The organism is Halochromatium roseum (genome assembly GCF_016653315.1).
In the GTDB taxonomy this organism is placed as follows: domain Bacteria; phylum Pseudomonadota; class Gammaproteobacteria; order Chromatiales; family Chromatiaceae; genus Lamprobacter; species Lamprobacter roseus.
In genome coordinates this window covers 79,477-101,192 of sequence record NZ_NHSH01000042.1, presented here as the reverse complement: position 1 = coordinate 101,192, position 21,716 = coordinate 79,477, and the positions used below count along the sequence as shown (strand labels likewise).

Below are 21,716 nucleotides of genomic sequence, written 5' to 3'. Positions count from 1 at the left end.
GCATAGACCAACCTCCCCATCACCATCATGCAAGCTCAGTACGCTGTCGTCCTCGTCGATGCCTCCGGCTACCTCTTTCGCGCCTACCACGCGCTGCCCAAGCTGACCAATTCCAAAGGCGAGGCCACTGGCGCCCTGATCGGCGTGCTGAACATGCTGCGCAAACTCATCGACGAGACCGCGCCGGCCTATATTGGGGTCGTCTTCGATGCGCCGGGGCCGACCTTCCGCGAGGCGATCTACAGCGAGTACAAGGCCAATCGCCCACCGATGCCGGACGAACTGCGCGAGCAGCTCGACCCGCTCAAGGCCATCATTCGCGCGATGGGCCTGCCGCTGATCGAGATCCCCGAGGTCGAAGCCGACGATGTGATCGGCACCCTCGCCACCCGCGCCGCGCAGGAAGGCCTGAGGACGCTGATCTCGACCGGCGACAAGGACATGGCGCAGCTGGTCGAGGAGCGCATTACGCTGATCAACACCATGACCGACAGCCTGCTCGACCCCGCCGGCGTCAAGACCAAGTTCGGCGTGCCGCCAGAGCGGATCATCGATTATCTGAGCTTGATGGGCGACAGTATCGACAACATCCCAGGGGTGCCCAAGTGTGGTCCGAAAACTGCCGTGAAATGGATCAATGAATACGGCAGCCTCGATGGCGTGATCAGCCACGCCGACGCGATCAAGGGCAAGGTCGGCGAGAACCTGCGCGCAGCACTCGACCAGCTCCCGCTTGCACGCGAGCTGACCACCATCAAGCGCGATGTCGCGCTGGATCTGGCGCCGACCGACCTGCAGCCGAGCCCAGCCGATGAGGAGACACTGCGCGCCTGGTACGAGCGCATCGAGTCCAAACGGCTGCTGGCGACGCTCACTGAAGGCGAACGGCAAGACAGTGCTGGCGGCTCGGATGGAAACGGAAACACCTCGGGCCAGCCTTCAACGAATCAGCACGCGCTTGGCCGCTCACAACGATCCACGGCCGACTATCAGACCATCCTCAGTCAAGCCCAACTCGATGACTGGCTCGAGCGCCTGCGCCAGGCCGAGCTGTTCGCCTTCGATACCGAGACCAATGCGCTGGACTACATGCGCGCTGACATCGTCGGCGTCTCGGTCGCGGTCGACCCGCACCAGGCCGCATATATTCCGCTCGCCCACGATTACCCGGGCGCGCCCGATCAGCTCGATCGCAACCAGGTCTTGAACGCGCTGAAGCCGTTGCTCGAAGACCCCGGGCGCCCCAAGCTCGGCCAGAACCTGAAGTTCGATATGAGCGTTTGTGCCCGCACCGGGATCACGATGCAGGGCATCGCGCACGACACCATGCTGCAGAGCTATGTGCTCGACAGCACCGCCACCCGGCATGACATGGACTCGCTGGCGAAGAAATACCTCGACCAGGACACCATCAAGTTCGAGACCATCGCCGGCAAGGGCGCCAAGCAGCTGACCTTCAATCAGATCCCGCTCGAGACCGCGGCCCCCTATGCCGCCGAGGATGCTGACGTCACCCTGCGGCTGCACCAAAGCCTCTGGCCGCGCATCGAGGCGATACCGAGCCTAGCCCGCGTCTACCGCGAGATCGAGATCCCCCTCGTACCGGTGCTCTCACGCATCGAGCGCACCGGCGTGCAGATCGATAGCGACGAGCTCGGCGCCCAAAGCCGCGCCCTCGCCGAGCGCGCTGCTGAACTCGAGGAGCGCGCCTATGCCGAGGCCGGCAGCCGCTTCAATATGGGCTCGCCGAAACAGATCGGCGCCATCTTCTTCGATCAGCTCAAGCTGCCGGTCGTCGCCAAGACCCCAAAGGGCGCCCCCTCAACCTCCGAGGCCGTGCTCGAGAAACTGGCCGAAGACGGCTACGAGCTACCGCGCCTGATCCTCGAGCATCGCGGCGTGAGCAAGCTGCGCTCCACCTATACCGACAAGCTGCCAACGATGGTCAATCCGCAGACCGGCCGGGTGCACACCAGCTATCACCAGGCGGTCGCGGCAACGGGTCGGCTATCCTCCAGCGACCCCAACCTGCAGAACATCCCGATCCGCAGCGAGGCCGGCCGCCGCATCCGCCGCGCCTTCGTACCCGAGCCGGGCTTCCGCATGCTCGCCGCCGACTATTCGCAGATCGAGCTGCGCATCATGGCCCACCTCTCGGGTGACGAGCGCCTGCTCGCCGCCTTCGCCGCTGGTCAGGACATTCACCGCGCCACCGCCGCTGAGATCCTCGGACTGCAGCCCGAGGAGGTGTCCAACGAGCAGCGCCGCTCGGCGAAGGCGGTCAACTTTGGCCTCATCTACGGCATGTCGGCGTTCGGACTCGCGCGCCAGCTCGGCATCGAGCGGCAAGAGGCGCAGGACTATGTCGACGCCTACTTCGCCCGCTACCCCGGGGTGCGCGACTTCATGGACAAGACCCGAGAGCAAGCGCGCAAGGACCGCTATGTCGAGACCCTGTTCGGCCGCCGGCTCTACCTCACCAATATCGGCCACAGTAACCATCAACTGCGCAGCGCCGCCGAGCGCACCGCGATCAACGCCCCGATGCAGGGCACTGCGGCGGACATCATCAAGCGCGCGATGATCCAGGTCGACAGCTGGATTCAGACCGAGCAGCCGCCGGTGCGAATGATCATGCAGGTGCACGATGAGCTAGTGTTCGAGGTCGCTGAGGAGGCCGCGGATGCGGTCTCCTCGCAGATCTGTGCACTGATGCAAGGCGCCGCCGAACTGGCAGTCCCGCTGCTGGTTGAGGCCGGCATCGGCGACAACTGGGACGAGGCGCACTGATACCAGTCCCAGCGCCGCCGCAGTCGGTTGACTCGCTCGACCTCGAGACCCCGTCACTGGAGTGACAGGCGAGTCAGCAAACGACCTAACGTGCATGGCGCCGCGCCACCCCGGCAGATGAATTGCGCGGGATTCACGTTAAACCACCAACGAGGAAGCGATTGCAATGAAGCAATCATCAACTGCCGACAGAACCGGCGACATCATCGCCGACACCATCGCTGATAACACCCCAGGGCGCCCCTGCCAATGCATCCGATCGTTGCCTTTGACAGCCAAGGGAGCAACTACTGCTCCGTCGTTAGCGAGCGTCGCACCAGCCAGATTGCGGATGGCTGCTCCGCAGCTGGTGATGGTCATGCTGCTAGCGACCATCGCCGCAGCGACGACAAACGCCGATGAAGCGCTGGTCGACGTGCCCGACCCGCTCAGCCTAGAACAGGCGCTTGGCTTCGCCGAGACCCATCCGCGCGTACGCGCCGAGCAGGCTTCAACAGCCCCCACAGTCGACCTCCCACGCGCTCAGCCCCTCTATCTCGGTTGCCATTCACTCGCCTTCAGTGGCGCACGCGGCAACGACGCCGAGCGCGATGTCGCCTGGTCCGCGTTGCTGAGCAGCGCCGATGCCCAACGTCTTGAGATCATGCAGCGTTTCTATGATGTGCTGCTGGCCGACCTCAGCTTCGCGCGCGACAACGAGGCGATGGCCGTCGCCTTCATTCAGTTCGACCGCGCCGAAGCGCGCGAAGCGCTTGGGCAATTCTCACCACTGCGCACCGCCGAGCTGCAAGCCGATTATCAGCTGATCCGACGTCAGCGCGCCGCCAGCGAGGCCGCGCAGCGCGTCACCCGTGCCATGCTCGCAACGGCGATGGGACATCCAACTTCCTTGCCCCGCCAGCTGATCACACCCACGCTTGATACCTCTACGCCGGAGCCGATGGACCTGGAGGCAGTCGTCAACGCGGCCATCGAGCACAACCCAGAGGTCAAGACCTTGATGCAGGGCCGCAGCGATGCCGAGCAAGCCCTGGTGCGGATGGCCGTGCGCGAGCGCGCCCTTGAGCTGCTGACCCGTCTGCAACTTCTGCAGGTGATCGCCGAGCAGGCCCGCAGTGAGTCCGATTGGCGCGATCTGAAGCTCGACGAGAGCCGCACCATGTACGAACTCGAAGCCAAGGCCGACCTCGGCTTCTCGATGAGCCAGCAGACCAAGGCACGGCGGGATGAGCAGGAGACCGCCTTCTGCCGCGCGCTCACCCAGGCCGAGCTCAATGCACTTCGAGGGCAAACGCCATGATCGAGCGCCGTGACGCTTCACTCTCAAGCACTTCACTCTTAAGCGCTGCAAATCAAGCACCGACGCCGTCTTCCTGGTCGCGGCACGCACTGGCTCCGGCCCTGAGGCTGGCGCTCAGCGCGCTCCTGCTGTCGCTCCTGGCGAGCAATGCGGCGGCCGCGCTGCAGCTCAGCGGCCGACTTGAATGGGTGCGCAAGGTCGAGATGCGCGCGGTCGAGAATGGTGTCATTGCCGAGGTCCTAGTCGCGCCAGGCGAGCATGTCGATGAGGGCAAGCTGCTGCTGCGCATGGATCAGCGCGAGGCGCAGGCGACCAGCCTTGAGGCCAAGGCTGGCGTCGCCCGCCAGCAGATTGCACTCGACAGCGCCGAGCGCGAACTCGGGCGGGCGCAAGAACTGTTCGACCGCGGGCTGATCGCCAGCGAAGAGCTCAAAGACGCTGAGCTGCTGATGGCCGCCGCCGAGGCCGAGCTTGAATCGGCCAAGGCCAAGCAGGCTGCGGCCGACGTACTGCTTGAGCGCACCGAGCTGCGCGCGCCCTTTGACGGGATCATCGTCGCACAGAACGGTTATCAGGGCGCGGTGATCTACAAGACCCTGCAGCAGCAACCCTTGATCGCCGTTGCCCCAACGAGCCAGATGCTCGCGCGGGTGCTCGTCACCTCCGACATCCTGCGCCGTTATCGGCCTGGACAGTCGGCCAAGATCAATGTCCGTGGCCAGATGCGCACCGGCACCATCTACAGCCTGGGAGTCGAAGCGGTGCGCATCGACCCAGACGGCGCCGTCTATGAGTTGGACGTGATCTTCGACAGCAGGCCAGACGAGATTCTCAGACCCTCGGAATTTGTCCAGGTCACACTTCCATAAACTTGCCCTAGCGGAACTCCAATCAACTGCTACACTCTTAAATTGCAAGCGCAACAATGCGCTAGGCCGCAATGGGCCCCCCTCCCTAGCGGCTATGTCTCCCGGCTCCCCACAACCGGGAACAGTTACCCCGGTGCTTCCCCCGATCGCCGGGGTTTCTTTTGTGACAAGAAACGGCCTCGCAGACCAAAGCCGTCAAGGGGTACACTGGCGAGATGAAGTACAAGCTTGGTGTCGTCATGGACCCGATTGGGTCTATCAAGATCAGCAAAGACAGCAGTTTTGCCATGCTGCTCGCGGCGCAGGAGCGCGGCTGGTCGCTCTATTATCTAGAGATCGCCGACCTGTTCGTCGCTGGCGCAGAGGTCAGAGCCCGCATGCGCCGACTGCGAGTGAAGGATGATCCCGCCGGTTGGTTTGAGTTCGAGGACAGCGAAACACTGGCCCTCTCAGCGCTCGATGCGGTGCTGATGCGCAAAGACCCGCCGTTCGACATGGAATATGTCTACGCGACCTATCTGCTCGAACTTGCCGAGGCTGCCGGTTGCCTGGTGGTGAACGCACCGAGGACCTTGCGCGACGCCAACGAGAAGGTCTTTACCACCCATTTCCCACAATGCTGTCCGCCACTCGTGATCAGTCGCCATGCCGATGTGCTGCGAGAGTTCCTCGTCGAGCATGAGGAGATCGTGCTCAAGCCGCTCGATGGCATGGGTGGGCGCTCGATCTTCCGCGTCCGCCGTGGCGACCCCAACACCTCGGTGATCATCGAGGCGCTGATCGGCGTCAGCCGCGGCGCCGGTCAGCGCTTCTGCATGGCGCAGCGTTTTCTACCCGAGATCGCTGATGGCGATAAACGCGTGCTGATCGTCGATGGCGAACCGGTGCCTTATGTCCTAGCACGCATACCCGCCGCTGGCGAATCGCGCGGCAACCTGGCGGCAGGCGCCAGTGCGGAGGTCAGGCCGATCAGCGAGCGCGAGCGCTGGATTGCAACACAAGTGGCACCGGAGCTGAAGGCCCGCGGGGTGCTCTTTGCCGGGCTCGACGTTATCGGCGACTGGCTCACCGAGATCAATATCACCAGCCCAACCTGTATCCGAGAGATCGACCGTGCCGCTAGTACCGATATCGCCCAAGATCTGATGGCCGCCATCGAGAGCCGACTCGATGCGCGCTAATCGCTGCCCGCGGCAGGCACCTCGCCGGCCCACGCTGAGGACGCTCCGGCGCACGGCCGTCTTGCTCCTCATCACCGCGCTCACGGTCGCTTGCAACACCACGGAAGTCCCCGTCTATACGACCCAGTTTCCCGCCTTCGGCACCGCGGTCGATCTCAGCATCGTCGGCATCCAACGTGAACGCGCTGAGACAGCGGCAACGGATGTCGAACGCGACCTGCTCTTCTTCGACCGCGCCCTGTACAGCGACAACTCAGACCGATTGTTACGGATAAACGAACGGCTCGCCAGTGGCGAGCCATTTGCGGCCCCACCATCGCTGTTACCGCTGCTGACGCATAGCCAAGCGCTCTTCCACCTCAGCGATGGCCTATTCAATCCAGCCTTAGGCCGGTTCACCCGGCTGTGGGGGCTCGACCAGGCTCGCCCGCAATCAAACCCTCCACCCAGCCAGGCGGCGATCGACGCCCTACTCGCCGTGCAACCGAGCATGGACGATCTCTACCTGGACGGGATTCAGCTGCAGAGCGACAACCCTGCGGTCCAGCTCGACTTCGATCCGGTTGCAACCGCCTATGCGATGGAGGTCGCCATGGATGCGCTGCGCGCTCAAGCGGTTCGCAGTGCGCTGATCAACATCGGCGGCGATGTGCGCGCGATTGGCAGCCGCTCCGGACGCGCCTGGCGCCTTCCTGTGCCACGCGCCAGCGGAACCGGCGTGATCGGCATCATTGATGTTAGCGGCGATATCAGCCTGTTCACTGCGAGCACCCAACGCCGCAACTTTGTCTATCAGGGCGAGGTCTATCATTCAGTGATCGATCCACGAAGCGGCCGCCCAACCGACGATCTAGCCTCAGCAACGGTTCTCTACGAGGGTGATGCACTCACCGCTGCAGCTGCGGCAAACGCCTTGATGATCGCTGGCGCCCAGGACTGGCCACGCATCGCCGGGCGCATGGGCATCCGCTACGCACTGCTGATCGACACTCTTGGTCGGATTCAGATGACACCAGCGATGGCAGGGCTGATCGAACTGCTCGACACAAAAGCAGAGCAGATCATCCGCGTCCCGGAGGAGGACGAGCCAATCGCAACACCCTGAGACAAGCCATGACCACAGTGGCCGCGGCTGTTCGCGCATCATCCAGCCCCAACCCCGGACCAGCCCTCGAGGGCTGGTCGATGCCAGTCGCGATTGCCATTGCCATCACGATGCACGCTGCCCTTCTGATCGGCCTCGACATCAAACCACCAGGACCAAGCAAGAGCCCCACCCAATCGCTCGAACTGATGGTTGTGACCCAGCCTAGCCTCGACTCGCCCGCCGCGGTGACCGCACTGGTAGCCGCGCAAACCGACCGGGCTGGCGAAACCCAAGCCCTCCTGCCCGAGGTCGAGACCATTGCCGCCGGGGTCGCCGACACCGCCGAGCGACCGCAGCCGCCGGAACCCGCAGCGCAGGTCGCCCCCCCTTTAGAGGCAATCCCTGCCAACACAGCGACGGCGTCGCAGGTAACCGCGGCTAGCGTCGACGTGGACGCGGCGCCCGAGCCGGAGACGATTCAGTCAACCGCGCTATTGACGACAACACAAGACGGCACCGAACTCGACCTGCCGCAGCGCTCAGCGATCTCAGCTGCGGATATCTTTGCCAGCCGCAACGCCGAAATGGCCGACCTCAGCGCTCGCATCGAAGAGCGCAGCCATGCCTACGCAAACCGCACCCGACGCAAGGCGATCAGCACCGCAACCCGCGAATATCTCTACGCCAACTATATGGAGGCCTGGCGGCGCAAGGTAGAGCGTATCGGCAATCTCAACTACCCCGCCGAGGCCAGAAAGCTCGGCCTGTTCGGCAGCCTCATCCTGCATGTCGCCGTGCGCGCCGACGGCAGCCTGGAAGGCATTCGCGTGGTGCGCTCGTCCGGCCATGAGGTCTTGGATCAGGCCGCGATTCGCATCGTTGAGCTGGCGGCGCCGTTTGCCCCCTTCCCACCCAACATCAAACGCGAAACCGATGTCCTCGATATCACCCGGACCTGGCAGTTCCAACGCAACAATGCACTCGGCTGGGGCAACTGAGCAGGCCGCTCGAGGACGACAACCTAAATCAGCGATGACCTGACACCCATGCGCGCCCCAGCAAACCAAGGCCGAACAAAAAGCAATGGCTTGCCAGGCGCTCGAGCCGGCTTGATACTATCCCAATGACTCATACTACCTTGCTGACGAACCATTTCCTGATCGCGATGCCGGGTCTTCAAGATCCGAACTTTTCGCGCACGGTCACCTATGTCTGTGAGCACTCCGAAGAAGGAGCCATGGGCATTGTGATTAACCGGCCGATGGAGATTCAGCTCGGTGAGATCCTGGAACAGCTCGATATCGAGCCTGAGGTCAGCAACGTCAGCAATGCGCCCGTCTATCTCGGCGGGCCTGTCCAAACAGATCGCGGCTTTGTCATCCACGACGGCCATTTCAACTTTGACTCCACCCTCAGCGTCACCGATCAGATTCACGTCACCACCTCGCGCGACGTGCTCGAGGCCATTGCCAAGGGCCAGGGTCCGGCGAATCGGCTGATCGCTCTTGGCTATGCCGGCTGGGGCAGTGGCCAGCTCGAGCAGGAGATGATCGCCAACGCCTGGCTCAACGGTCCAGCCGATGCGCAGATCCTGTTTTCGACCCCCTCCGCCCACCGCTGGCAGTCGGCCGCGCAGCTGCTGGGCATCGATCTCAATCTCCTCAGCGGCCAAGCCGGCCACGCCTGATTCGGCATCGGGCAGACCGACAGGCAGCAGCAAGCGTGGCGACCCTGCTCGGCTTCGACTTTGGCCCGCGTAAGATCGGCGTTGCGGTGGGCCAAACCGTCACCGGAACGGCAACGGTGCTCGAGACGGTTCGCGCTCAGGGACAGCGTCCCAACTGGAAGCGACTCGAGGCCATCATTCGCGAATGGCAGCCGGATGCCGCGGTGGTCGGTCTGCCGTTCAATATGGACGACAGTGAGGAAGCCTGGAGCGAGCGCGTCCATCGCTTCGCGCGCCAATTGCAGGGCCGGTTTGGCCTTCAAGTCCATCTCATCGATGAGCGTCTGACCAGTCTTGAGGCGCGGCGTCAGCTCAAGGTCAGCCAACACACCGCAGACGACCGCATCGACGCGCAAGCCGCCAAGCTCATCTTGGAGACCTGGCTCGCCGATGCCCAATCATCCGCGGCGGCAGCTGCTCAAACAGCGGCACAAACAGCTGCTCAAGCAGCCGTTGAGCCGCCGTCACCATCCGCCTCCGGCGCATCCTAAGGAATCCTTCGCCATGACTAGCATGCATACCTGGCAGTCTGCCGACGAGGTTGATACCGCCATCGGCAAGATGGCCGATCAGCTCGGCGCCCTGTTGGCCGCCCGCGCCATCGACCACCCGCTGATGGTCGGCATCCACAGCGGCGGGGTCTGGGTCGCCGAGCGGCTGCACCAGCGCCTTGGCCTGCAAGAGCCGATGGGCCAGCTCGATATCTCCTTCTACCGCGATGACTTCACCCGCATCGGCACGCATCCGCAGGTGCGCCCGTCGGACCTCCCGGTGCCGGTCGATGATCGGCACATCGTACTGATCGACGACGTGCTGCAAACCGGGCGCACCATCCGCGCCGCGCTGAATGTGCTGTTCGATTACGGGCGCCCGGCCTCGGTCGTGCTTGCCATCCTCGCCGGTCGCGATGGCCGTGAACTGCCGATCGAGCCGGATGTGGTCGGCCTCTACGCCGAGCTTGAGCCGGGCGAGCAGATTAAGCTAACCGGCCCCGAGCCACTGACGCTGAAGCGTGGCCGGGTCGATCCCGGCAGTCATCAAGACGGCGCGGCCTTCGACGCTGATCCAACCATTCACTCAGGCCTCGACCCGAATGACCAGGCTAGCAGCCAGACGAGTGGCCATTCCAGCGGTCAGGCGAGCGGCGATTCCAACAGCCACGCGAATGACGATGGCAACGGTCACGGTCACGGCAACGTCAACGGCCCTACCAGCGGGGCCGGCTGATGGACCCCCGCCAGCTGCAACTCGACGACCAGGGCCGACTCAAACATTTCCTCACCATCGACGGACTCGACCGCGCCCTGCTCACCGAGATCCTCGATCGCGCCGAAGGCTTTCTCGGCGTCGCGCGGCAAGCGGTGAAGAAGGTGCCGCTCTGTCGCGGCAAGATCATCGCCAACGTCTTCTTCGAGAACAGCACCCGCACCCGCACCACCTTCGAGCTGGCGGCCAAGCGGCTCTCCGCCGATGTGCTGAACCTGAACATCAGCACCTCGGCCACCGCCAAGGGCGAGACGCTGCTCGATACCCTGCGCAACCTCGAGGCGATGAACGTCGACATGTTCGTCGTGCGCCATGCCGACAGCGGCGCCGCGCAGTTCATCGCCGAGCATGCCGCCCCCTTTGTCAGCGTCATCAACGCCGGCGACGGCAGCTATGCCCACCCAACCCAGGGCATGCTCGACATGTTCACCATCCGCCGCCACAAGGGCGCCTTCGAGCCGCTGATCGCGGTCATCGTCGGCGATGTCTTGCACTCGCGGGTCGCGCGCTCGCAGATCGGCGCCCTGCGCACCCTCGGTGCCGCTGAGGTGCGGGTGGTCGCCCCGCGTACCCTGATCCCGGCCCTGGCCGAAGAGGCGCTCGGGGTGCGGGTCTGCGCCAACCTCGACGAGGGCATCCGCGACGCCGACGTGATCATCATGCTGCGGCTGCAACGCGAGCGCATGAACGGCGCCTTCCTGCCCAGCGAGCACGAATACTTCCAGCTCTTCGGCCTCACCGAGCAGCGCATCGACAAGGCCAAACCCGATGCCATCGTCATGCACCCCGGGCCGATCAACCGCGGTGTCGAGATCGACTCCGCAATCGCCGACGGCCCGCGCTCGGTGATCCTGGAGCAGGTCAGCAATGGACTGGCGGTGCGCATGGCGGTGATGTCGATGTGCATCGGCACCCAGAATCTGGCGCTCGCCAGCGCCAACCGACCCGCGGAGATGGCCGAGGGCGGTACTGGAGCGGCGACAGCGACCGGCGCCAAGCTGGAGGCTGAGACCGCGGCGCAGATCGCGACTGACGCCAAGTTGCTCGAGCCTGGGCTCGACGCCGACCTGACCGGCCAATCGCGCCTGCAACGCTGGCGCCAGCTCGGCCCACAGCTCGCCGGCCAGTCGGAGCCAGACTCGGGGCGTGATGCCAGTCTCGACCAGACTGGTCTCGACCAGCCCCGCAACCAGACCAGCCCCGATCAGAACAGTCTCGATCAGACCAGCAACCAGACCAGCAGCAACCAAGACGGCACAGTGTATGGCTGAGCGGCGCCTGAGCATCCAGCACGGCCGGGTCATCGACCCCGCCAGCGGTCTCGACCAGATCATCGACCTGCATCTGATCGGCGGGCGTATCGTCGCCCTCGGCGCCATGCCTGAGGGGTTTGAGCCGCAACGCATCATCGACGCCAGCGGCCTCGTCGTCAGCCCCGGCCTGGTCGACCTCTGCGCCCGCCTGCGCGAGCCTGGGCTCGAGCACAAGGGCACCATCGAGAGCGAGACCCGCGCCGCAGTAGCCGGCGGTATCACCACCCTCTGCTGCCCGCCGGATACCAACCCGGTGATCGACACCCCAGCGGTTGCGCAACTGATCCGCCGCCGCGCCAAGACCCGCGGTCAAGCGCGCGTCTTGCCCGTCGGCGCCCTGACCAAGGGCCTAGCCGGGCTGCAGATCAGCGAGATGGCCGCGCTCAAGGAGGCTGGCTGCCCAGCCGTCGGCAACGCCGATCGCACCATCAGCAACACCCGCGTCAAGCGCCGGGCGCTGGAATACGCCGCCACCTTCGATCTCACCTGCTTTCTGCACCCGGCCGATGATGATCTCAGCGAGGGCGGCCTCGTCCACGAAGGCCGCGTCAGCACCCAACTCGGCCTACCCGGCATCCCCGAGGCCGCCGAGACCGTCGCCGTCGCCCGTGATCTGGCGCTCGCCGAGCAGACCGGCGCCCGTGTGCACTTTCGCGGCCTCTCCACCGCCCGCGCCACCGAGATGCTCGCCGAGGCCCGCAGCCGCGGCATCGCCGCCAGCGCCGACGTCAGCGCCCATCAACTCTTCCTGACCGAAGACGACCTCTACGGCTTCAACGCCAACGCCCACGTGATCCCACCGTTGCGCACTGCGCGCGATCGCGATGCCCTGCGCGCGGCAGTCGCCAGCGGCGCCATCTCAGCGATCTGCTCCGATCATCGCCCGCACGAGCCCGACGCCAAGCTCGCCCCCTTCCCGCAGACCCGCCCCGGTATCTCCGCGCTCGAGACCCTGCTCGCGCTGGTGCTTGAGCTGGTCGCGGATGGGGTGATGGACCTCAGCAGCGCCCTCGCCCGAGTGACCTGCAATCCAGCGGAGATTCTAGGCCGCGCAACGCTCGGTCGCATCGAGATCGGCGCCCGCGCCGACCTCTGCCTGTTCGACCTCAAAGAGCGCTGGCGTCCGACCCCCGAGCACTGGCTCAGCCAAGGCCGGAACACACCGTTCTTTGGCCGCGAACTGCAGGGCCAAGTCCATTACACGCTGAGCAATGGTCGGGTGGTCTACCAGCGCGATTGATTGGTGGGTGGGATCAGAGGTACGCCGCGCTCAACTTACTGAAAGCTCTCCTTATTCTGCGCCTTGCTGCGCGCATCCGACTTCGAGATCAGTCCGCGCTTGAGCAATTCACTCAGGTTCTGATCCAGCGTCTGCATGCCGTGCGCCTGGCCGGTCTGGATCGAGGAGTACATCTGCGCGATCTTGTCCTCGCGGATCAGGTTACGAATCGCCGGGGTGCCGATCATGATCTCGTGGGCGGCGACGCGACCGCCGCCGGTCTTCTTCAGCAGGGCCTGGGAGATCACCGCGCGCAGGGATTCCGAGAGCATCGAGCGCACCATGGTCTTCTCGGCAGCGGGAAAGACATCAACGATGCGGTCGATGGTCTTGGCCGCTGAGCTGGTGTGCAGGGTGCCGAAGACCAGATGGCCGGTCTCGGCGGCGGTGAGTGCCAGACGAATGGTCTCGAGATCGCGCATCTCGCCGACCAGGATGATGTCGGGGTCTTGGCGCAGGGCTGAGCGCAGCGCCTCGCTGAAGCCGAGGGTGTCGCGGTGCACCTCGCGTTGGTTGATCAGGCAGCGCTTGCTGATGTGGACGAATTCGATCGGGTCCTCGATGGTGAGGATATGGCCGTATTCCTTGTCGTTGACATAGTCGACCATCGCCGCCAGCGTGGTCGATTTGCCGGAGCCCGTGGGTCCGGTCACCAGCACTAGGCCACGCGGCACGTCGACAATGCGCTTGAAGATCTCTGGCGCCTTGAGATCATCGAGCGTCAGCACCTTCGAGGGAATGGTCCGGAAGACCGCGGCAGCACCGCGCTTCTGGTTGTAGGCGTTGACACGGAAGCGCGCGACGCCGGGGATCTCGAACGAGAAGTCGGTCTCAAGGAACTCCTCGTAGTCCTTGCGCTGCTTGTCGTTCATGATGTCGTAGATCAGTGCATGCACGGCACGATGATCCAGCGCCGGCACGTTGATCCGACGCATGTCGCCATCGACCCGAATCATCGGCGGCAGACCGGCCGAGAGATGCAGATCCGAGGCGTTGTTCTTGGCCCCGAAGGCGAGTAGCTCAGCGATATCCATGAAGTACACCCCAGCAGCGATGCGACCCGAGCATCAACATTCCTCGCGTCGCGGGAACAAGGCCATCGCCGGAAACTCGCTTAGGAGCTGTCAACATTCTACTTCCCGATGATCGCCTTACAGTGGTACTTAAATCGGGAAGAAGTTGATGGACAGTTTCTTACCGCGTAGCGGCCAACTTTCAGGCTCGTCAGGCGATGACAGCAATGACGCTAAAAAAGCCCTAACGGCGGGCGGCCCTGACCGTATCGGCGGTGATCTCGCCCGCTTCGAGCCGTTCCGCCTTGGTAAGTACCTCCGCCTCGAGGCGATCCTTGAACCGCTGCACGCGTTGGCGCAGCTCGAGGTCGGTGACACCAAGGATCTGGGCGGCCAAGAGACCCGCGTTCTTGGCACCATTGATCGCAACCGTGGCCACCGGCACGCCAGCCGGCATCTGCACGATCGACAAGAGGGAATCCTGGCCTGATAGTGCTGACGACCTGACCGGCACGCCAATCACTGGCAACGCGGTGATCGCGGCGACCATCCCGGGCAGATGCGCCGCACCGCCCGCACCGGCGATGATCACCCCCAAACCACGATCGGCCGCCTGTTCAGCATAGCTGTAGAGACGCCTCGGGGTTCGATGTGCCGAGACAATCGTCACCTCATAGGCCACGCCAAGCTCGCCAAGCACATCAGCAGCCGCCTGCATCACAGGCAGGTCAGAATCGCTACCCATGATGACGCCAACCCGTGGATTGCCTCTTGCCATCCCCATCACCCCGTCTCGCTTTCGCTTCCGATCTCGATCAATGCACGCACCTGCTCGGCCTTGCGCCGCGCAGACTCGATCTCGGCATCCAACACCGTGACATGGCCCATCTTGCGAAATGGCCGGGTGGACGCCTTGCCGTACAAGTGTACCGAAACGCCGGGGATCGCGAGCGCCGCGCGTAACCCGCGGATCACTGGCGGTCCTGATTGCCCCGACGCGCCGAGCAGATTGATCATGGCCGCCGGGATCAGCTGATCGGTGGCGCCGAGTGGCAACCCGGTAATCGCGCGCAGATGTTGCTCAAACTGGTCGGTGATGCAGGCCTCGATGGTGTAGTGTCCGGAGTTATGAGTACGCGGCGCGACCTCGTTGACCAACAGCGCAGCATCCTCGGTCAGGAACAACTCGACGCCGAAGATGCCAACACCCTCGAGACCAGTCACCGTCTCAACCGCCAGGCGCCGCGCAGCGGCGGCCGTTTCCGGCGATATCCGCGCCGGCGCAAGCAGCATGTCGAGAATATTCTCGCCCGAGCGGAAGCACATCTCCACCGGTTGATAGCTGCGCACCTCGCCATCTTGACCGCGCACCACGATCACCGCCAGCTCCTTCGCCGCGGGGACGAAACGCTCGATCAGCGACGGCACCGGTAGCGCTTGCGCCGCGTCCGCCGCGGACTGCATGACCACCACCCCACGACCGTCATAACCACCTCGCCGCGCCTTCTGTACTAGCGGATAGCCGAAACGCGCAAACTGCTCGGCATCCGACGCATCGACCTCAACGAAATCAGCGGTCGGGATACCCAAACTCGTCAGCAACTGCTTCTGCCGCAGCTTGTCCTGAATGTCACCCAAGAGGGTCGCGGAGGGCAGGATCTGGTGACCCGCTGCCGCAATCTCTTCGAGGATGCCAGCGTCGATATCCTCGATGTCGAAGGTGATCACATCGACCTGCTGCGCGAGCTGCTGCAGCGCATCAGGATCATGCGAATCAGCGACGATCTGCTGCCCGGAGACCTGGCCAGCCGGCGAGCCCGGGGTCGGATCGAGGACGACGCAGGTACAGCCGAGACGCTTGGCTGACTTCACCAGCATCCGCCCAAGCTGCCCGCCGCCGATGATGCCGATACGCGCGACGGGGTAAGAATACTGGTCCGGCCACGCATGCTGCTTAGACATAGTTTGAAAACCCTTGCAAGCTCCTTGAAGACAAGCGAAGTTCCTGCGCAATTCGGTACGCGATTTTCCGGCAATCGCCTTCACTTGGATCTCACGCGATGCATTTTCCGGGGTGGCGCCGCGCCATGAGCCTTAGGGCGACTGCGCAACCAGGCGATTGCGCAGGCTGGCAAAGTTTTCCTCAGCCTCCGCTAGGCGGGCGCGAATCTCAGGTTCGTAATCAATCGCGAAATCCAGAAAGGTGCGCGCCACCAGAGACAGTTCGCGCGCCCGCGAATAGACCAGATGCCAACGGCGCATGATGGGAAAACCCTCGACATCGAGTAGCGCAAGACGTCCACCCCCGCTCTCGAGGGTCAGCGAGTGCAGGGACAACACGGCAATCCCCAGGCCGCCGACAATGGCGCGCTTAATCGCCTCGTTACTGCCCAGTTGCATCCTCACGCGAGGCACCAATCCCGCCGTCGCAAACTGCGCCAGCACCGCATCACGGATACCCGAGCCAGGCTCGCGCAGGATAAGGTTCTCGTCTGCAAGAGCGCTCAAGGGTATCGAGCATCGCCCCGCGAGCGGATGCTCGACACTCGCAACCATCACCAGCGGGTTCGGAGCGAACGGGATGGTCTGGATCTGATCGCTGGTCTCGCGCGGCTGTCCCATCACATAGAGGTCATCGTCGTGACCCATCAGCCGTTCCAGGATATTCTCGCGATTCGTGACCTTGAGCGAGACATCGATGCCTGGATAGACCTGACAAAAGGCACCCAAGATCTCCGGTGCAACGTATTTCGCCGTGGTCAAGACGCCAAGGCGCAGACGGCCACGCTTCAGACCTTTTAGGTCGGCAAGCTTGATCTCGAGATTGGACAGTGTGCTCAGAATATCCCGACAGGCGGCATGCACCTCACGACCGGCGTCGGTCGGCTCGATGGCTCGCCCCACTTGTCGGAACAGCGGCGAGCCGATGGCCTCAGACAACTTCTTGATCTGCATCGAGACCGTTGGCTGAGTCAGAAAAAGCTCTTCGGCGGCGCGGGTAAAACTGCCGAGACGCACGATCGCTTCGAGCAGTTGCAACTGGCGCAGCGTGGTATGTCGGATCAGATAATCCGAGCCGTTGCTGCCCGTGCTGGTTCGGGTATCCGCGGCGTCTCTAGTCGGGATCTGCGGCATCGCGCTGTGACGGCTGCTTCCAGCCGGTACGCCCTTAGGCTTACGTCCGGCCATGTAACCAAGTCCCTAGTTTGATAAGCGCTGTGCCAAGTTTCGCCTGCTGGTTCATCGCGGGACTTGGACCAGCTGAACAGGATGCAACGGTTGCATCAACGGCTGGCACCGAGTCGCGGAATTGGGCACCCTGCCTTCAATACCGGAGACACCCCCGAGGGGGTTTAATCCGGCCAGATCCGTTGACCACTCTGGAAGGGATCATTGGTCGAGGGATTTTGCCTTCGCGACTCACTCTCCAGTACCGCCGCGCCAAAGCCTGCTGGCGTAGTGGCCGCAGATGACGGCCGGCTGCTGCGCCGCGCTGTCGCCGCAGCCTTGGTCGGGGCCTTCTTGCGGGCAGCAGAACCCGACGCCGTCGTGCTAGCACCACCCGCAGCCGAGGCTGACGGCTCAGCAGGCGCGGATACGATCGTTTCTTCACTCATCATCCATCCTCCAACGGATACAAGAGGGACCGCCGTTCGGCGCCAGAAAGGCCCCGGCGAGCAGACTGTGCGCTAAGAACTAGGTGGGCCTTCGAGCAAGGCGTCGACCTCTCGCGCAAACGCCTGCAGCGGCTCCTCGATCTGCTGTGCCCCTTCTTCAGCAAAGAGCGTCAGATTGGCATAGGTGCGACCAAAACTCAGGTTTGGATAGACCTCGGTCGCCTCGGATAGCTCCGCAAGGCGGTCGAGGAACTCTCGCAGCGGCTCATAGTCGCCGAACTCGACGCGTCGCTCGAGCCGCAATGGACGCCCGCGCTCGCGCCAAGGATGGCCGCCCGTCTCAGAAGCCGCTGCAGACATCAGAAATAGGCCCGCTCATTGGGTGCTTGCTGCCGCGGCACCCCAAGCGCCTCCAGCCAGGCCTCGATCTCGGCCGCGTGATGGAGTTCGTCCTGCAGCAGTCCGTTAAAGAATTCAGCGTTCTCGTGATCCTGAATTCGACGACAGAACTGCGTCGCCTCGTTGTACAGGGCAACGATCTCAGCCTCGAGCACGGCGTCTTGACGCAAGAGGTCGACCAGGTTGCGCGCGACATTCGCCGGCCGCAGTTGAGAGGCGTTCGGTGATACGCCCAGGCCCAGCATGCGCTTGACCAGGCGTTCCGCGTGCTGCATCTCTTCGACGGTTTCCCGACGGAATCGATCAGCCGCCTCGGCCAGGCCCCAGGCCTCGGTGAGCGCCGCCTGTGTCATGTACTGCTGGACGGCCGAATACTCAAGGCTCAAGGCTCGGCCAAGGTAACCGAGCGTGCGCGGATGGACGGTTGCGTGACGCATGCGTCGTCTTAGTCAGCCGCACCACCGCCGGTTGGCAGCACCGGCTCTACCTCGCGATGCGGGCGGGCGATGATGTGCGCAGCCACCAGGCCGTCGCCAACGCGCTCGCAGGCGTCGGCGCCAGCACGCACCGCGGCGTTGACTGCACCAGTCTCGCCACGCACCAGCACGGTGACATAACCACCACCGACGAACTCACGACCGATCAGCCGAACCTCGGCTGCCTTGGTCATCGCATCAGCGGCTTCGATCGCCGGCACCAGGCCGCGCGTCTCAATCATTCCGAGGGCAATGCCCATCGTCTCATGTGCCATGGAACTTCTCCCAGTGTTGACGCGCCGGGCTCAGATCACCCGTTTCGCGATCGTATGAATTGCGCTTATGCCGAGCCACTCGGAGCAAGGACTTAAGCGCAGCTAGCCGCCCTCAACCAGGTCGGATGCTAAGCAGGCGGAGGCCTCGCTTAGTCCGCAGCAGCACCGCTACCGGTTGGCAGCACTGGCTCCACCTCTCGGTGTGGGCGAGCAATGATGTGCGCGGCAACCAGGCCGTCGCCAACGCGCTCACAGGCGTCAGCGCCAGCACGTACGGCCGCGTTGACGGCACCGGTTTCACCGCGCACCAGCACGGTGACGTAGCCACCGCCGACGAACTCACGGCCGATCATCCGCACCTCGGCGGCCTTTGTCATCGCATCAGCGGCCTCGATCGCCGGCACCAGTCCGCGCGTCTCGATCATGCCGAGCGCAATACCCATGGTCTCGTTCGCCATCTGTCTTTCTCCGTCTGTCTACTGTCTTTGAAAACCTTGCTATCGAGCACTGACGCCGTCGTGCTTAGCGACCAGGCTGCCCGGGCTTGAACCCTTCGCCGGTATTTTCGAGCACTGGCTCGACCTCGCGATGCGGACGGGCAATGATATGTGCCGCCACCAAACCGTCGCCGACCCGCTCGCAAGCGTCGGCGCCAGCACGCACGGCAGCATTGACAGCACCCGTTTCACCGCGCACGAGCACAGTGACATAACCGCCGCCGACAAACTCACGGCCGATCAGCCGAACCTCGGCAGCCTTCGCCATCGCATCCGCGGCCTCGATCGCCGGCACTAGACCACGGGTCTCGATCATGCCCAGCGCAATGCCAAATCTTTCGCCTGCCATTTCTGTCGTCTCCGTTAAAGACTTTTACGCCGCTTTGGTCGCGGTTGGGGGTTTAACTGGCCGAGCCTAGGCCGCCTGATCGCGTTGTTCCGTTGGCTGCTCGTCGCCACTGCTACTGTCTGGCTTTGCCACCTGCTTGGGCTGCCAAAAATCGATGATCCCGCCGATCGCGAGATCAGTCATGACCTTCGGATCATCCATCGCAAGCCGCCCAGCCGAGCCGCTCACGGTGAAGACCCAGTTGCCGGGCCGCACGCCAACAGGATCGGTGGCCACCAGCAGATTGCCCTTGCGGTCCTTCAAGATCTGCAAGCTGCAATGCCTCAGACCTTCGATCCGCTCGGTGCAGTACAGGGTGCCCACGACCTGGTTGATCTCCATCCCAACCGCCTCAGCGCTCTGCGTCCGGGTCCCAATCGTCGATGATGCCGACGATGGTCAGATCACTCGGATATTCTTTACTTCCAGCGGCCTCGCGCGCGGCTGAGCTGCCGACGCAGATCACCCAGTCGCCTGGAACTGAGCCCACCGCATCAACCGCGACCAGCTGCGCACTGCCGTCCTGCACTACCTGCAGATGCTTGTGCCCGAAGCCCGCAATGCGGTTGGTCGACACCAGTGGTTTGAGGACCTTGCAAATCTTCATCGCCTTAAGGCCTCAGTGCCCGACCGAGGCCGCAGGCTGCAGCGACGAACCAACGATCTCGATCGGCGCTGCCGCATCGCAATCGCGCACCGCACGCAAACAATGCAGCATGCCGTCGGCGCAGAGCTGCGGGTAACGCGCCTTCAAGGCTGCAGCAATCCGCTCGCAATGTTCGACCGCCCGCTCACGCGCACCCGGCACACCGCCGTGGTAGTCGTGGCGCACGATGACCGGCACCGGCAGCCCACGATTGACATTCAGGCCGGTAAAGATCTTGATCCCGACGTCGATGTCGTTCGCGCCCTCCTCGATGGTGCTGAGGTAGGCAAAATAGGTCAGGTTGCGCAGCTGAATCTCTTCGAAGCCGATGCCAGCGCCGATAAAGCGCTCGGCATGTCCGATGTCCGCATAGCTACCGCCGTGGTATTGCCGCACGTAGTCGATCTGCGACAGGTTGTTCTCGATCAGCCCCACGATCAATCGCACCAAGCCATCCGACAGCGCTGCTCCGGCGCTCTTGCTCGGCGCGTGCGCCCGAACCAACTCTTTGATCCGTTCCCGCGCCTGCGCTGGCGACAGACCCCGTGTGATCTCGTAGACCTTGGCAGCATCGAGCCAGTGCTCGAGATCGCAATAGCCGTCGGCATCCGGGACATGGACGCGGATGGCATCGGTGTCGGTGTCTAGCCCAACCAGCAACAGATCGACCGACGCGCCGCAGCAAAAACTGTTCTCGATCGCCTGCCGGAACGCCCGCAATCGCTCCAACCCGGCGTTGGCGGCAGCGGCATCATCGGAGCCATGTGCAGCGCAACCCTGATGGACCGGATCAACCGAGCTGCCGTGATACATCACCACCTTCAGGTAGCGCGTGGGCTCGTCCGCCGTATTCGGCCGCCCTTCACGGAAGCGCATCAATTCGGTCTCGACCCATTTTTCGACCGTGTTCTCGATATCGAACAGGGAGCCAGCGTAGGACTTCCGACGCACGCGCCCATAGGGCAGCCGCAACACATAGCTGATGGCATGCGCAAGGCGGCCGTCCGCACAGGGCGTCACATCCATCAGATGGAAACCGCAGTCAAGCAGGAAGCGCTCAAAATCCGCGCCATCACGCCCACCGAGCGGGTCAGCGGTGAAGAACCGATCACTGACCCGGTGATAGGTCTCGAACACACAGGCGGCGAACAGACGGCGCATGTCGAGCCCAGTCACCCAGGTGTCTTCAAGGACATAGGCCGGCAGCTCGAAACCGAGTTCAGCGCGGGCAATCGATTGTGCCCGCGCCACGAAATCAGGCTCGCAGCGCTCGCTCGCAATCTGCTTCAGCACCGGCACCAGATGATCGAAGGCATGCTTCACCGACGATTCATAGTCGTACAGTCGAGCGTTCGCCGCAGCATCCGTCAGCGGATGCAGGCCATGGCCGCTGCTAGCAGTCAATGCCGTCGAGCCGAAACCAAACGGCTGCGGCTTGCTCTGGCTCCAGTCCTGCTTGCTCTCGAGCGATCTGCTTGGCATCTGTTCAGGGCGCGCCCCAAGTGTGGTCGATGGGCTGCTCGCATGGCGGGCCTTCGCCTTCACCTTTGCTAGTCCTGGCGGCTTCGGCCGTGGCGGCCGAGTTGGCCGCACA

Annotated in this window: 23 protein-coding genes and 2 pseudogenes; 12 read left to right on the top strand and 13 right to left on the bottom strand. The window is 63.7% G+C overall.

Going from position 1 to position 21,716, the window contains the following annotated elements:
* The first annotated feature begins 27 nt into the window (after positions 1-27).
* Entirely contained in the window at positions 28-2,790 is a 2,763-nt protein-coding gene (gene polA / locus CCR96_RS05480) for a DNA polymerase I (protein WP_201218624.1), read from the top strand.
* A gap of 138 nt (positions 2,791-2,928) precedes the next feature.
* Here the strand turns inward: polA and CCR96_RS05475 are convergent, their stop codons facing one another.
* Positions 2,929-3,150, bottom strand: coding sequence for a hypothetical protein (locus CCR96_RS05475; RefSeq protein ID WP_201218622.1), 222 nt, complete (start codon positions 3,148-3,150; stop codon positions 2,929-2,931).
* Between CCR96_RS05475 and CCR96_RS05470 the strand changes: the two genes are divergently transcribed.
* The 10 genes and pseudogenes from CCR96_RS05470 (at position 3,143) to CCR96_RS05425 (ending at position 12,772) form a co-directional block, all read left to right on the top strand.
* Positions 3,143-4,090: a TolC family protein gene (locus CCR96_RS05470; protein WP_242518575.1), complete on the top strand. Its 948-nt coding sequence runs from the start codon at positions 3,143-3,145 to the stop codon at positions 4,088-4,090. The genes CCR96_RS05475 and CCR96_RS05470 overlap by 8 nt on opposite strands.
* The gene (locus CCR96_RS05465) at positions 4,087-4,959 is read left to right on the top strand and encodes an efflux RND transporter periplasmic adaptor subunit (RefSeq protein WP_201218620.1); all 873 of its coding nucleotides are present in this window, start codon (positions 4,087-4,089) and stop codon (positions 4,957-4,959) included. Before CCR96_RS05470 ends, CCR96_RS05465 begins: the two co-directional genes overlap by 4 nt.
* A gap of 215 nt (positions 4,960-5,174) precedes the next feature.
* Complete coding sequence (gene gshB, locus CCR96_RS05460) at positions 5,175-6,140, top strand: glutathione synthase (RefSeq protein WP_201218618.1); 966 nt, start codon at positions 5,175-5,177, stop codon at positions 6,138-6,140.
* Between the two features lie 61 nt (positions 6,141-6,201).
* Entirely contained in the window at positions 6,202-7,245 is a 1,044-nt protein-coding gene (locus CCR96_RS05455) for an FAD:protein FMN transferase (RefSeq protein WP_201218616.1), read from the top strand.
* Between the two features lie 8 nt (positions 7,246-7,253).
* Positions 7,254-8,225 (top strand): energy transducer TonB, encoded by a 972-nt coding sequence (locus CCR96_RS05450; RefSeq protein ID WP_242518572.1) that lies wholly within the window; start codon positions 7,254-7,256, stop codon positions 8,223-8,225.
* A gap of 125 nt (positions 8,226-8,350) precedes the next feature.
* A complete protein-coding gene (locus CCR96_RS05445; protein ID WP_201218607.1) occupies positions 8,351-8,914 on the top strand; it encodes a YqgE/AlgH family protein in 564 nt (187 codons plus the stop codon).
* Positions 8,915-8,949: 35 nt separating this feature from the next.
* Positions 8,950-9,444, top strand: coding sequence for a Holliday junction resolvase RuvX (gene ruvX / locus CCR96_RS05440; protein WP_201218605.1), 495 nt, complete (start codon positions 8,950-8,952; stop codon positions 9,442-9,444).
* Positions 9,445-9,457: 13 nt separating this feature from the next.
* A pseudogene (gene pyrR / locus CCR96_RS05435) lies at positions 9,458-9,982 on the top strand (bifunctional pyr operon transcriptional regulator/uracil phosphoribosyltransferase PyrR); the annotation flags it as partial.
* A 197-nt stretch (positions 9,983-10,179) separates the two neighbouring features.
* A pseudogene (locus CCR96_RS05430) lies at positions 10,180-11,142 on the top strand (aspartate carbamoyltransferase catalytic subunit); the annotation flags it as partial.
* 340 nt (positions 11,143-11,482) lie between these two features.
* On the top strand, positions 11,483-12,772 hold the full coding sequence (locus CCR96_RS05425; RefSeq protein WP_201218601.1) for a dihydroorotase: 1,290 nt from the start codon (positions 11,483-11,485) through the stop codon (positions 12,770-12,772).
* 35 nt (positions 12,773-12,807) lie between these two features.
* Here CCR96_RS05425 and CCR96_RS05420 read toward each other — a convergent pair whose 3' ends face one another.
* The 4 genes from CCR96_RS05420 to CCR96_RS05405 all read right to left on the bottom strand — a co-directional run bounded on the left by CCR96_RS05420 (position 12,808) and on the right by CCR96_RS05405 (position 17,013).
* A complete protein-coding gene (locus CCR96_RS05420) occupies positions 12,808-13,845 on the bottom strand; it encodes a type IV pilus twitching motility protein PilT (RefSeq protein WP_201218599.1) in 1,038 nt (345 codons plus the stop codon).
* Positions 13,846-14,068: 223 nt separating this feature from the next.
* Positions 14,069-14,602, bottom strand: a complete 534-nt coding sequence (gene purE, locus CCR96_RS05415; RefSeq protein WP_420827250.1) for a 5-(carboxyamino)imidazole ribonucleotide mutase — start codon at positions 14,600-14,602, stop codon at positions 14,069-14,071.
* Between the two features lie 5 nt (positions 14,603-14,607).
* Positions 14,608-15,786 (bottom strand): 5-(carboxyamino)imidazole ribonucleotide synthase, encoded by a 1,179-nt coding sequence (locus CCR96_RS05410; protein WP_201218595.1) that lies wholly within the window; start codon positions 15,784-15,786, stop codon positions 14,608-14,610.
* A 132-nt stretch (positions 15,787-15,918) separates the two neighbouring features.
* Positions 15,919-17,013 carry a LysR family transcriptional regulator gene (locus tag CCR96_RS05405; RefSeq protein ID WP_242518563.1) on the bottom strand — a complete coding sequence of 365 codons (1,095 nt, stop codon included), beginning with the start codon at positions 17,011-17,013 and terminating at the stop codon, positions 15,919-15,921.
* A gap of 270 nt (positions 17,014-17,283) precedes the next feature.
* Here CCR96_RS05405 and CCR96_RS05400 point away from each other — a divergent pair, with 270 nt between their 5' ends.
* The gene (locus CCR96_RS05400) at positions 17,284-17,517 is read left to right on the top strand and encodes a hypothetical protein (protein ID WP_201218593.1); all 234 of its coding nucleotides are present in this window, start codon (positions 17,284-17,286) and stop codon (positions 17,515-17,517) included.
* Here CCR96_RS05400 and CCR96_RS05395 read toward each other — a convergent pair.
* From CCR96_RS05395 to CCR96_RS05360, 8 genes are all read right to left on the bottom strand, one after another.
* Positions 17,514-17,801 (bottom strand): 4a-hydroxytetrahydrobiopterin dehydratase family protein, encoded by a 288-nt coding sequence (locus CCR96_RS05395; protein WP_201218591.1) that lies wholly within the window; start codon positions 17,799-17,801, stop codon positions 17,514-17,516. The two genes, CCR96_RS05400 and CCR96_RS05395, sit on opposite strands and share 4 nt — an antisense overlap.
* Positions 17,801-18,277 carry a ferritin-like domain-containing protein gene (locus tag CCR96_RS05390; RefSeq protein WP_201218589.1) on the bottom strand — a complete coding sequence of 159 codons (477 nt, stop codon included), beginning with the start codon at positions 18,275-18,277 and terminating at the stop codon, positions 17,801-17,803. Before CCR96_RS05390 ends, CCR96_RS05395 begins: the two co-directional genes overlap by 1 nt.
* An 8-nt stretch (positions 18,278-18,285) precedes the next feature.
* The gene (locus tag CCR96_RS05385) at positions 18,286-18,591 is read right to left on the bottom strand and encodes an alpha-carboxysome major shell protein CsoS1 (RefSeq protein ID WP_274601076.1); all 306 of its coding nucleotides are present in this window, start codon (positions 18,589-18,591) and stop codon (positions 18,286-18,288) included.
* Positions 18,592-18,740: 149 nt separating this feature from the next.
* A complete protein-coding gene (locus CCR96_RS05380; protein ID WP_274601075.1) occupies positions 18,741-19,049 on the bottom strand; it encodes an alpha-carboxysome major shell protein CsoS1 in 309 nt (102 codons plus the stop codon).
* Between the two features lie 64 nt (positions 19,050-19,113).
* Positions 19,114-19,437 carry an alpha-carboxysome major shell protein CsoS1 gene (locus CCR96_RS05375; protein ID WP_201218587.1) on the bottom strand — a complete coding sequence of 108 codons (324 nt, stop codon included), beginning with the start codon at positions 19,435-19,437 and terminating at the stop codon, positions 19,114-19,116.
* A 66-nt stretch (positions 19,438-19,503) separates the two neighbouring features.
* Positions 19,504-19,818, bottom strand: coding sequence for a carboxysome peptide B (locus tag CCR96_RS05370; protein ID WP_201218585.1), 315 nt, complete (start codon positions 19,816-19,818; stop codon positions 19,504-19,506).
* A 10-nt stretch (positions 19,819-19,828) separates the two neighbouring features.
* Entirely contained in the window at positions 19,829-20,083 is a 255-nt protein-coding gene (locus CCR96_RS05365) for an alpha-carboxysome shell vertex protein CsoS4 (protein ID WP_200241214.1), read from the bottom strand.
* Between the two features lie 12 nt (positions 20,084-20,095).
* On the bottom strand, positions 20,096-21,604 hold the full coding sequence (locus tag CCR96_RS05360; protein WP_201218583.1) for a carboxysome shell carbonic anhydrase: 1,509 nt from the start codon (positions 21,602-21,604) through the stop codon (positions 20,096-20,098).
* Positions 21,605-21,716: the final 112 nt, after the last annotated feature.